At 55.2% G+C, this 11424-nt stretch carries 11 protein-coding genes; 5 read left to right on the forward strand and 6 right to left on the reverse strand.

Going from position 1 to position 11424, the window contains the following annotated elements; translation table 11 throughout:
* Positions 1 to 245: 245 nt before the first annotated feature.
* Positions 246 to 1337, reverse strand: a complete 1092-nt coding sequence (locus tag NB063_RS06225) for a DUF6807 domain-containing protein (RefSeq protein ID WP_250927891.1) — start codon at positions 1335 to 1337, stop codon at positions 246 to 248.
* A 572-nt stretch (positions 1338 to 1909) separates the two neighbouring features.
* Here NB063_RS06225 and NB063_RS06230 point away from each other — a divergent pair.
* Complete coding sequence (locus NB063_RS06230) at positions 1910 to 2962, forward strand: alpha/beta hydrolase (protein WP_250927892.1); 1053 nt, start codon at positions 1910 to 1912, stop codon at positions 2960 to 2962.
* A 54-nt stretch (positions 2963 to 3016) separates the two neighbouring features.
* Here the strand turns inward: NB063_RS06230 and NB063_RS06235 are convergent, their stop codons facing one another.
* Entirely contained in the window at positions 3017 to 3637 is a 621-nt protein-coding gene (locus tag NB063_RS06235; RefSeq protein WP_250927893.1) for an HD domain-containing protein, read from the reverse strand.
* 208 nt (positions 3638 to 3845) lie between these two features.
* On the opposite strand from NB063_RS06235, the gene NB063_RS06240 reads away from it, so the two are divergent.
* Positions 3846 to 4631: a hypothetical protein gene (locus NB063_RS06240; protein WP_250927894.1), complete on the forward strand. Its 786-nt coding sequence runs from the start codon at positions 3846 to 3848 to the stop codon at positions 4629 to 4631.
* Positions 4632 to 4641: 10 nt separating this feature from the next.
* Here NB063_RS06240 and NB063_RS06245 read toward each other — a convergent pair whose 3' ends face one another.
* Positions 4642 to 6039, reverse strand: coding sequence for a sulfatase family protein (locus tag NB063_RS06245; RefSeq protein WP_250927895.1), 1398 nt, complete (start codon positions 6037 to 6039; stop codon positions 4642 to 4644).
* A 23-nt stretch (positions 6040 to 6062) separates the two neighbouring features.
* Positions 6063 to 7541, reverse strand: coding sequence for a sulfatase (locus NB063_RS06250; RefSeq protein WP_250927896.1), 1479 nt, complete (start codon positions 7539 to 7541; stop codon positions 6063 to 6065).
* A 344-nt stretch (positions 7542 to 7885) separates the two neighbouring features.
* Here NB063_RS06250 and NB063_RS06255 point away from each other — a divergent pair, with 344 nt between their 5' ends.
* Entirely contained in the window at positions 7886 to 9043 is a 1158-nt protein-coding gene (locus NB063_RS06255) for a glycoside hydrolase family 117 protein (RefSeq protein WP_250927897.1), read from the forward strand.
* 220 nt (positions 9044 to 9263) lie between these two features.
* Here the strand turns inward: NB063_RS06255 and NB063_RS06260 are convergent, their stop codons facing one another.
* Positions 9264 to 9602 (reverse strand): zinc ribbon domain-containing protein YjdM, encoded by a 339-nt coding sequence (locus NB063_RS06260; protein WP_250927898.1) that lies wholly within the window; start codon positions 9600 to 9602, stop codon positions 9264 to 9266.
* A 193-nt stretch (positions 9603 to 9795) separates the two neighbouring features.
* Here NB063_RS06260 and NB063_RS06265 point away from each other — a divergent pair, with 193 nt between their 5' ends.
* Together NB063_RS06265 and NB063_RS06270 are read left to right on the forward strand one after the other, a co-directional pair.
* Positions 9796 to 10185 carry a CoA-binding protein gene (locus tag NB063_RS06265; protein WP_250927899.1) on the forward strand — a complete coding sequence of 130 codons (390 nt, stop codon included), beginning with the start codon at positions 9796 to 9798 and terminating at the stop codon, positions 10183 to 10185.
* Between the two features lie 85 nt (positions 10186 to 10270).
* Entirely contained in the window at positions 10271 to 10993 is a 723-nt protein-coding gene (locus NB063_RS06270; protein ID WP_250927900.1) for a hypothetical protein, read from the forward strand.
* A gap of 204 nt (positions 10994 to 11197) precedes the next feature.
* On the opposite strand, the gene NB063_RS06275 is transcribed toward NB063_RS06270, so the two are convergent.
* On the reverse strand, positions 11198 to 11424 hold a 227-nt coding region (locus NB063_RS06275), incomplete at its 5' end, for a hypothetical protein (RefSeq protein WP_250927901.1).

The following is an 11424-nucleotide window of genomic DNA, read 5'->3' on the forward strand; positions in this document are numbered from 1 at the left end:
ACTTTTCGCCTCGCCAATTCATCACTCGCATAGAAGTTGTGTTGCGTGGCACCTCTCACGCCGTCGGTTTCTCCGGGACGCAACTCGCGAATAGCGAACGAAGGCTTTCTTCCAACCCTGATTCACCCCAAGCGGTATCAAAGGGAGGACTCATTTCGTGCTGATCGAAAACGGCCATGTTCACTTCTTCTACCACGTGCCGAACCGCATACGCGCCGAATTGATGCATCGCTTCACCTGACCGCCTAAGGTCTGGTCGTTTGTGCGTACTCTGTCCAAGCGTCTTCGATCCCCGCCGCCACCGGGTCGCCGGAGTGAAAAAGGATGCGGTGACTCAATTTTAATTTCTCGCCGGGTTTGAGAACCGTGGTTCCGTCAGGAAGCGATTTGTCGTAGGACTTCGACGCAAACGGATTTGCCGTAAACAAGCCGTATCCACGGACGTGCCAACGTGTAGGGAAACGATAGCTCGATGGATGATTAAAAAACGCAATCCCGAGATGCTCACCTTCGACGGGTCCGTGATAGTCACACCATTTCGCCGCGCGGCTCCAGGTGTCGTCATCAACATCGCCTTCACTGTTGATTATTTTTCCGCCCTGGTCGCTAACAAGCGCCATGCTGCTTGGCACCCGAATGCTTAAGCCCGCATCTTTGCGATCGTTAAAACGCACTTCACCTTCACTCGCGATGAAGACTTGGTCAAAGTCAATTAAGCGAGATCCCGGTTGGGTCCGGAACGTCATGCGTCGCTCCTCGGTCAGGAGTCGCTTCCCGGTCGGGTCAACGTGATCGCAAACCTCCGCGACCACCGCGTGGTCGGCATTCGCCCCGATCTCAGTAAAATCCTGATGCACGATGCGGCCCACAATCGCGAGCCGCTTATTGTTCTTGGGGTTGTCGCCGGGCCCCTGACGGAGACCACCAAACGTGATCCATTCGTGCCAGGTATCCCCGTCGCTGCCATCTTCGCCTTCAACACTTTCGTGACCAAACGTGATCCCTCGATGGTGCGGATGATCACGTTGTGATTTCCCTTCGCTTTCCACCTCAACCATTGGGTAGGCACGTGTCATCGCTTTACCTGTCGGCCCGATTACCGGCCAAAGATACGGTTTGTTGATATCATCGACCACGTATTTGGCAAACAGTTTCCCATCGACCAATACAGTCACACCGTGATCGTCTTCGGTGACCGAGAAACCTGACCTGCTGGTCGTGCCATTCAACTTTGCCAACGTGTCGTCCGGTGACTGCGCCGCGTCGTCAGCGGCGACGCACGTGGTCAGCCAACAAATGCAAATCAAGTGCAGAATTGGGGAATGTCGTGTCAACATAAACAGGACTCAAGGGGGGGGAGGTAGCGGAGGGAGTTGCCGTACACGGCAACGAAGACGTTCTGAACGCCACACCATGCTGACACGGCTAGGCGGACGAATCAAGCAAGGTAAGGAAGTAAGTTGGCGGACAACAGGTTCGCATCGCATGTTCGCCGTCGAAAGACACCGATGGATTGGACAAGCGCATCCGGAAATTGAACCGGATGAAAGACGCTTGCCCCCATTGGGAGGTCAAAAATGGATTATAACTACATGCGATCAATTTTGATCGAGTGAAATGTTTCCTGGTTCAGGCCACGACGGTTTTGCTCCTGCGACAACGTCCGCGTCTTCCAACAACAATCGTGTCAGCGACGGGAGATTCCGGCGACTTCACGCCCATTGCCGCCCCCGTCGAAAACGTTTCGCTTAAGCCATAGCAGCCCTTCCGGTTGGGGTTGGTTGCTTTTCCGCGATGCACTGACGAATTTGCGACAAACGGGCGATTAGACTTTATTGCATCTTCGTTTCCCTCACGCCCCTCCTCGTTTCCCATTCAAAACATCCCCACCTAAATGCCCACCCCCACCATGCCCCCACACACCCGCTCCAACTCGCGACTCATCTCACTGACGTGTGCTGCCGTTGCAACCATTCTTCTCGGCGGCAATCTAACGTCGTTGACCGGCCAAGATTTGCAAAACGGGGATTTTGTTGTCGGGCCGGAATACGAGATCGATCCGGACTTGACCGACCGCGGGAATCCAAAAGGCAAGTCGTTTGAATTCAAGATACGATTGGCCGACAGCAAGATATTTCGTGGCGACGACGTGACGCTCGATCCCCGCAAGAAAGTCCGCACGTATCGGAGGATTTTTGTATACGTCCCCGCCGCGTATCGCGACGGCACCCCAGCGCCGTTTTTGGTCATCCACGACGGCCCCAACCGCATGGACCTCGTCCGCCACGCCCTCGACAACCTGACGATCTCGAAGAACCCCGATCGCCAGCTGCCCCCGTTCATCGTGATCGCCGTCGAGAACGGTGGCGACGACAGCTATGGCAGCCAACGTGGATTAGAATACGACACAATGTCCGACCGCTTGGCTCGGTTTATCGATCAAGAAGTCCTGCCAGCCGTCGTCAACAACATGGAAATCAAAAAAGCCTTCCCCCACATCGCACTGACCGACGATCCATGGGGGCGCGGCGTGATGGGCTGCAGCAGCGGAGGCGCCGCGGCACTGACGATGGGTTGGTTTCGCCCCGACCTCTTTCGCCGACTGATCACTTACTCAGGAACGTTCGTCGACCAGCAGGACAGTGATGCACCGGAAGAAGCCGACTATCCACTCGGTGCGTGGGAGTACCATTCCGGCATGAAGCTGATTGAAAACAGTGAAAAGAAACCGCTGCGGATCTTCACACACGTGGCTGAAAACGATCTGCGAAACCAAGACCGCGCCGAGACCCACCACAACTGGGTCATGGCCAACCGTCGAACCGCAGCGGCGCTCAAAGCCAAAGGCTATGACTACCGATTCATCTTCAGTCGAGCGAGCAAACACTGCGAACGCAAAGTGTTCGAAGCCACGCTAGCAGATACGCTGGTTTGGATGTGGCAGGATTACCAGCCTGAATAAAGCTCAGCCGCGGAATACTCGACCGACCGCTCGGACAACGATTCCAGCCACGCGTCAATAACTTCCGTCGCACTCACTGAGGAACTGATCGAGGAATTGTCGCATGAACTGTTCGCGATCGACAGCCATGCGACGTGCCGCGTCCGTGTTCATCAGCCCCTTGAGTTTGAACAGTTTCTCGTGGAAATGCCCAACTCCGGTTTTTGCTTCGTCCGACCCCGGTAGATAAAACGGCTGTCCAAACGCGGCACCATACTCGATCGTTCGAACGATTCCGATTGCGCCCAATGCATCGAGACGATCCGCGTCCTGAACGATCTTTCCTTCAAGCGACAATTCGCTCGCGTCGACGCCCTTGCGGAATGAGATATTATCGACGATGTGCGCCACATGATCGACCAATTCGTCGTCGGCATCGAGTTCACCTAAGATCTCGCGGGCGAATTCCGCGCTGCGTTCAACTCCGTCATGGAATTTGGCGTCACCGACATCATGCAGCAATGCCGCCAACTCCACGGTCACCCGATCGCCGCCCGTTTCCGATTGAATCGCCCGCGCTGACTTCAGCACACGCACGACATGGTCCATCCCATGCCCTGCCGCCTGTCCATCCATTCGCTCTCGCACGATCGCTTCGGTGCGGGCGACGAGACTTTCTTTCAACAACACATCCATTTCATCGGCTCAGGCAAAAGGCAGTTTTCCAATCAGATTGCGAATGCGGCGGATTGTGAATCAATCACGGACAATCGTCAATCAATCACAGCGGCAAACATTTTCCCAAAAATTCGCGCATCACGTATACGCCGATGGGCACCAATACCAGATGCCGTCAACACACGCATCCATCAACGAAACCTTTCCCCAAACGAGAGTGCCCAGGATGAGCAATCCCAGCCAAGTAAAAAAACCGCTACTCTACGGGCTCGTCGGTTCGGTGCTCTTTGGTGCCACGCTCGGCATTATTTTCGTCATGCGAGATACTTGGGGTTGGCTCGAAGTCCGTGTCATGCTCTCGACGATTGTGATCGCGGGAGCCAGCCTCTGCGGACTCGCTTGCGATTTGTCGCGGCAACCGTTGGGCCGAAACTTACTTCCCAAAGCCGGCCTGGCCCTCACCGCGATTTCGGCTGCACTTCTATTGATCGGCATCTGGGGAGACATCGGTTCCGACGAGTTCTGGCGGTTCACCTTGTGTGAATCGATCATCGCGGTCGCGACGGTTCATGTTTGCCTGCTCGCGATCGCGAAACTCGCGAAACGCTTTCGCTGGGTTTATTTTGTCAGCACCCAGGTCATCTTCGGATTCGCGTTGCTGCTGTGCTCAGTAATACTTGGCAACATTGATTCCGCCGCCGTATGGAGATTGATCGCGGCGATTTCAATTGTCGTCGCGGCACTGAGTTTGCTCATTCCGATCTTGCACCGGATCAGCAAGATGGATGTTCAGCGTGATGACTTAATGTCGCCAACCGAACGACGCAGTCTCGCGTCGATCAACGGAGAAATCGCCAGACTTCAACGCCGACTTGTCGAATTGGAACAGGTAAAAATGTCACTGATGAAAGCATCCGGCGAAACGCCATCGCTATCGCCGGAACTCCCCAATCCAATCGCACCGACAAGCCCTGCCGAGACGTTGCATTCGGAGCGGTCGTGTTTGAAGTGACAACCGCGTGTTACTTTTCACCACGCGCGGCCGCGTCCACCGCCGCCTGTCGCTTCCCTTCCTCTTTTTTAATGTTCGGCCCGTGAGGGTCCAACCACAACGGTTCCGCGAGGCCTTCGTCCCACGCTTGATAGAGCGTTATCAGATGCTCAACCATTTCAGGGTTCTGTTCGGCGAGATCGTTTCGCTCCCACGGGTCGTTCGCCAAGTTGAACAGCAGATGTTTGCCTTTGTAAACGCTGTAAACCAATTTGTCGTCACCGTGCCGAACAGCGTAACCATAGTGATCGTCGCCCGCTGCATAACGCCAATACAACGTTTCGTGTGGCGACACGTCGTAATCATTTTGCAAGAAAGGAACCAAGCTGACGCCGTCTAGCTGAACATTCTCGGGAACTTCGATATCAGCCGCGTCGAGAATCGTGGGGAAAAGATCGAGGGCACTGACCGGCCTGGCGTATTTGCGTCCGCCTACGATCTTCGCGGGCCACGTGAGCGTGAACGGAACACGAATTCCTCCTTCAAACAGCATGCCCTTGTGACCACGAAACGGATAGTTGGTCGCATGTTCGGCGCGACCGCCGTTATCGCTAAAGAAGATGATCAGCGTATTGTCGTAGAGGCCCTGCTTCTTGAGTTCCGAAACGACCCGGCCGATCCCTTCATCCATCGCGGCGACCATCGCACCGTAAACAGCACGGCCACCATACTCGATGTGCTCCGTCTTCTTCAGATGCTCGCGTGTGACTTGATCAGGGCCATGCGGCGCGTTGTAGGCGAGGTACAAGAAGAACGGATCCGATTGGTTGCGTTGAATAAAGCGAACCGACTCGGCTGAAAAGTCATCAGTCAAATAACTCAGCTCAGATTCGGCAACATCAATGCCGTTGCGTAGCACACCGGTGTGGCTGCCGGTTTTCTTGGAATCACCCCAATAACTCATTCCCCCGCCACTGAATCCAAACCAATCCTGAAATCCGCGTTCGGTCGGCCAGAACTTGGGTGCGTCACCAAGATGCCACTTACCAACCGCTCCGGTGTGGTAACCGTTCTCAACGAGCACGTTGGAAATCAATGTTTCGCTGAGCGGCAATCCCGCGACGGCGTCTTCACCATAGGCACCGGGATTACATTCGTGACCGAAACGCTGTTGGTATCGTCCCGTCAAAAGTCCCGCACGACTCGGACTACAGTAGCTATGCGACGCGTACCCGGCTTCAAACACAACTCCGTCCGCCGCCAAGGCATCGAGATGCGGTGTCGGGATTTCTTTGCACCCGTTGAATCCGACGTCACTGAACCCGAGATCATCAGCGACAATCAGCAATACGTTGGGGCGATCTCCGGCACAGACTAACGCGGGGCACAGGACGAGAAAAAAAACGGCATGGACAATACGGCTAATCATGTTGTCTTCCTTGTTTATGGCGATCAAAGACGTGCGGGGTTGAACGGGACAGTGGGTGTTTCACCGGATGCCTTGGCACGCAACCGCGACCGCAGTTTTTGCATCACGGCAGTGGCGTGTGAACCAGGATCAATCGCCAGATTATAAAATTCTTTCGGATCATTTTCGTGATCGTACAGCTCGACGCCATGTTTCCCGTTGCCCCACTCGGTGAATCGATATCGCCGCGTCCGGATGCTGCAACCCATCACAGGCTCGGGTAAACGATTATCAGCCGGTCGCAGGACCTGCGTGACAGCCTCACCGTCCCATTGAGAGCGTGGGTCGGCGATCAGCTTACTCAAACTGCGACCGGCGAGCCCCGACGGCGCATCAGCCGCCGCCAACTCGGTCAACGTCGGATAGATATCGACGAATTCGACAATCCGGTCGCAAACACCGGAATTCGCTTGGCCGGGAACGCGAATGATCAACGGTGCGCGGGCGGCTTCTTCGAACAAGGTTCGTTTCTGCCAGATCCCATTGTGTTCGCCCAAGTGATAACCGTGGTCGCTCCAAAAAACGACGATCGTTTCATTAGCCAAACCCAAATCCTCTAACCCATCGAGCAGTCGGCCGACTTGAGCATCGACAAACGACACGCACGCATAATACGCCTGAGTCGCCTTGAGCAGCGTGGCTTCATCAAGCCCATAATTGGGGACCGGGCAATTATGTGCGAATGCGGCAGTCGGAATGTCATCTCGGTCGTTTTCGGGAGCAGACGGCAGTCGCAACGAATCGAGCGGGTACATGTCAAAATATTTCTTCGGTGCCACATAAGGTGTGTGCGGTCGGAAGAAACCCACACCGAGAAAAAACGGTTCGTCCGCTTTCTCTCGCATGATCTCGATCGCCTCGGTCGCGATCATGCCATCGGTTTGCTCGACATCGGTCCCCTCTGCCGCCAACCAACTCAACGCACCGCTAATTTGGCGATGCGGTTCGGCGTTGAAGACGAGTGCCTCCTCCGCCTTATCACGGCCCTTTGGATTGACCGTGCGATTCCATGACGCCGGATCGTCGAATCCATCCGTACCGATCGATGCTGGCACGTTGTAGTGATAGATTTTGCCAACGCGAGCGGTAAAATAGCCGGCTTGCTGGAACGCTTGCGGTAGCGTCACGACATCGGGCAACTCGTCACGAAAATGCCGATCGAGATCATAAACCTTGATCGTGTCGGGACGCAGTCCGGTCATCACCGACGCGCGGGTCGGATTGCAAAGCGGCAATTGGTTGTAGGCACGTTGGAAACAAGTTCCCATTGATGCCAACCGATCAATATTCGGGGTTCTCGCCGTGGGATCACCATAGCAACCCAACGTGCTGGCCAGATCATCAACCGCGATAAAGAGAACATTCGGCTGCTCGCGTTTGAGCCCCTCACCGGCGTCAACCGACGCACACGACAAAACGGCGAGACAGACACCGATGAGGCTGGTCGTTAGGTTAGGTCGCATGATGGCCGCGTCGATCCTCTGGTGTCACTCTCACTAGATCACGTTTCAATTGGCAGTGAAAGGATTGTCGTCGACAGCAAGGCTATAGACCTTTCGCTACAAACGAACATCCCAATGTTACGGTGATTTGAAACGCCAATCCCCTTATACTGGGAAACGTCAACACAGATTGTATCGTTTTTGCATCAGTTCGTTGCACGCACGTATCCGAAGCGAAGCAACTCGATCTGATGCGTTCTCAACTCTTTTAAAACGCGACGGGAAATTCAGTTCGAATATCATTTCTTTTTGACCAAACGTCCCATCGCCATGGCAACATCTCCCCACGACACGAATCGATCTCAATGAGAACCAAGTACCCATTCATTTTACTAGCGTCGATCACGATATTGGGCCACCTGTCAGACGTTGCATTGCCTGATGCGTCCGCAGAAGACCGCGCCGCCAAGAGTGCCGCACAGGAGCGTTTCCGCGTGCAGCATCACTCACAGTGGAGCGACACGCCTCCGGAGAATGCAACGATCGCGATCGAATACTCCGCCGCAGAGGGCCTCGGCCGAGAGGTCGGCATCATCCGTCGCGACCCCACCGACATTATCAAGATGGGTGACACCTATTTCCTATGGTACACCCGTAGCGCTGGCGGCCCTTTGCGAGTGGGCGTCCCTAACGCCACCGATACCCTTCGCGCCTATCCGTGGGACCTCGGTGATATCTGGCTGGCGACGTCGAAGGATGGAATCCAGTGGCAAGAACAAGGGCCCGCGGTCGTACGCGGTGAACCGGGAACGTACGACGCACGCAGCGTTTTCACCCCCAACATTCTCGTTTCCAAAGGCAAGTACTACCTGTTCTACCAAACGGCACCAAACCTCGACGATCCTGACCCGGGCGATTTCAAGTGGACCAAGATCGGAATGTCGTGGGCAGACTCGCCTTACGGACCATGGCACCGGGCTCCCGCCCCCGTTCTCTCACACGGTGATTATGAGAAAGGTGAGTGGGACGCCTTGGTCGCTCATGACCCAAGCGTGATCGAACGCGATGGACGCTATTTCCTGTACTACAAAAGTCGATACCACCGAGGTCCCGACGAACGTTTTGCCGAGGGCGATCTTAAAGACTGGGTCGCCAACGGCGGCATTCCGATCGGATGGGGCGTCGCCATCGCGGACAATCCCAAAGGACCATATGTGAAATCGGAATTGAACCCGGTCATCATCGGTGGGCACGAGTGTATCGTGTGGCCCCATAAAACCGGCGTCTGCGCGCTGGTTACTCAAGGACCGGAGAAGAACACGATCCAGTACGCCGCCGACGGAATCAACTTCGCCCCGATCGGCACCGTCAAGGAAGCCCCGATTGCCGCGGGACTCTTTCGCGCCGATTTCTCAGACACGGACGATTCGTCTGACCTCGATTGGGGAATCTCGCACGTCGTCACGGGAACAGACTGGCATCACCTGCGGCGATTCGAGTTCACCGAACCGCTTAACAAATAAGCGTCCATGAACAAGATCGGAAAGGTACCGACGTCTGCTCGTCAACGCGTTTGGAGTAACGGAATTTCCGTCCCCGCCAATCCCTTGCGTCTCAGTCAATCCGCCATGTCGATGCGTTTAGAGCATTTCCATTATTGTTGTAGCCACCGTCGCCCGACGGTGGACCACGTTCTGGCGAACGTAGCTACCTTTGAAATCCTACGTCATTTCTAGAAACGCTCTAGCTCTTTCGGACGAACTCCGATTTGAGTGACATGGCTCCAATGCCGTCAATTTTGCAATCGATGTCGTGGTCGCCGTCAACGATGCGGATGTTCTTGACCTTGGTGCCTACCTTGACGACCGTTGTCGATCCTTTCACTTTTAAATCTTTGATCACCACGACCGTGTCGCCGTTTTCCAAAACATTACCATTGGAATCGCGTGTCATGCCTTCCTCGGCAGCCGCTTCCATGTCTGCCCGCGACCACTCGTGACCACAACTCGGGCAAATGAAGAGAATGCCGTCTTCGTATGTGAATTCAGAATCGCATTCAGGGCAGTTGGGAAGTTCGCTCATCAGTCTCTCGGTTGGAGGCCATCGGGATCGTTTTCGCTGGGATTATCGCAGGTTCAAATGATGTCACCAGGGGCGTTAAGGTGCCGCGTCGACTGTACAGCATCGCGTACAGTACCTTGTCCACTCCGATAGAATGGACAGTGAAACCGAATTCACATTGCCCAAACCGAGAATCATCACGCGATCCACCCCAATGAACGCCATCGAGACTTTCCTTTCCGCTAAAACTTTCGCCGTCGCTGGAGCATCGGCACGTCAACATAAATACGGGAATAAAGTTTTCCGGGCACTGCTCGCCTCCGGTCGTGAAACGTATCCGCTCAATCCGGTCACCGAAGAGATCGAAGGACACCGCGCGTATCCACGAATCGCCGACCTACCGGTCGTTCCCGAATCACTGTCGATCATCACACCACCGGAAGTCACCCGACGCGTTGTCGCCGAGGCTATCGAAGCAGGGGTCAAACACCTCTGGATGCAGCCGGGAGCGGAAGACGACGAGGCCAGCGAATCGGCCCGCAACGCCGGGCTGACCGTGATTGATGATGGGGCCTGCGTGTTGGTCCTGCTCGCTCGTGCGTAAACAGCTTGTTTGGTAAGCCATCCCTCAAAATCGTCGAAATATTTCGCGCCGCGCGCCGTACCCCAAATGAAACGGGCTCTCCCAGATGATGTGCGTTTCGCCACATCATCGACTGCGCCTGATTTCCATCAGCTTTCTCGCGGTAAGTTCACTCGTCGGGTGGTTGATTCCGGATTTCTACGAGTGGACTGACTCTGACCAGAGTCGCCCGTCACCGCTGCTGTGGCAGGTTCCACTGGGGGCTTTCCTACTCGCGGCGGCGATCTGCGTCGCACTGCCGTGGCTTCCCATCACGAGCGACGCACGTGGCAAAGAAACGCGACCGCCCCTGCGATTCGGAATCCGCACGTTGCTATTGATCACCACGGCCGTGGCCATTGGCTTGACGCTGTTCGCCAAATTCCCGGTCGTCATGGGTGGGATCGTTTGTGCAGCGATGTACGCGTACTTCATCGGGTTCTGGATACGACGGCCCGCTGATCGTTGGGCGGCGAGCAGTTTGCTCAGCTGCATGATCCTGCCTTCCATGTGGCTCATTTCCTACGACGAACCTGATCGCATCCTACTGGTGATCTTTGGGATGCTTGCAATGATGCCAGTTTTCTTACCGGCAATGCTGGTTAGCAACTTCTTGGGAGTCCACATTCAAGATTCTCAGTGGATTGTCTTTTTACTCGTGGCCATGGAACTCGCAATGGGAATGTGGGTGATCTGCCTGGGCCCCAAACGCACCATCGCGTATCTCCTATTGGTCGCGCTAACCTCGTCCATGGGATCACTGCTGTTCTACCAGTTGATCATTGCCTGACCGCAATCGACCGCAACCGCACCGCCTCTACTGAGGTGCAGCTTTCTGCAGATGATCTGCAAGCAAGCGTTCAGCGCTAGCGAATCCAAAATTGATCGCCGCTTGAAAATGCTTTATCGACACCGGTGCCTGCAACTTGTTTGGAAGGAAACACGCGGCGATTTTTTGCAGCAACGTAAGGGATTGGCTCGACGGCGCCACTTGCTAAGCAGGTCCATAGAAGTGATTCGGTATAACGACAATTCCGCTGATCGTGATCGGTCCGGCGTAGGCCGGACCAAAGAGCCTAAGCGACGCAGTTCCGACACGACTGAGCAAGTGAATGACGGAACTCGCAAAGCCTCGGTCCGGCCTGCAGTTCGCGGCAGTTTCGCCAGATGATTCCTGCAGACCTGTTTCGTCACGATCGTGACGACATCCAAACGCCACGG

The sequence above is a fragment of the Aporhodopirellula aestuarii genome, assembly GCF_023701485.1.
Taxonomy (GTDB): domain Bacteria; phylum Planctomycetota; class Planctomycetia; order Pirellulales; family Pirellulaceae; genus Rhodopirellula; species Rhodopirellula aestuarii.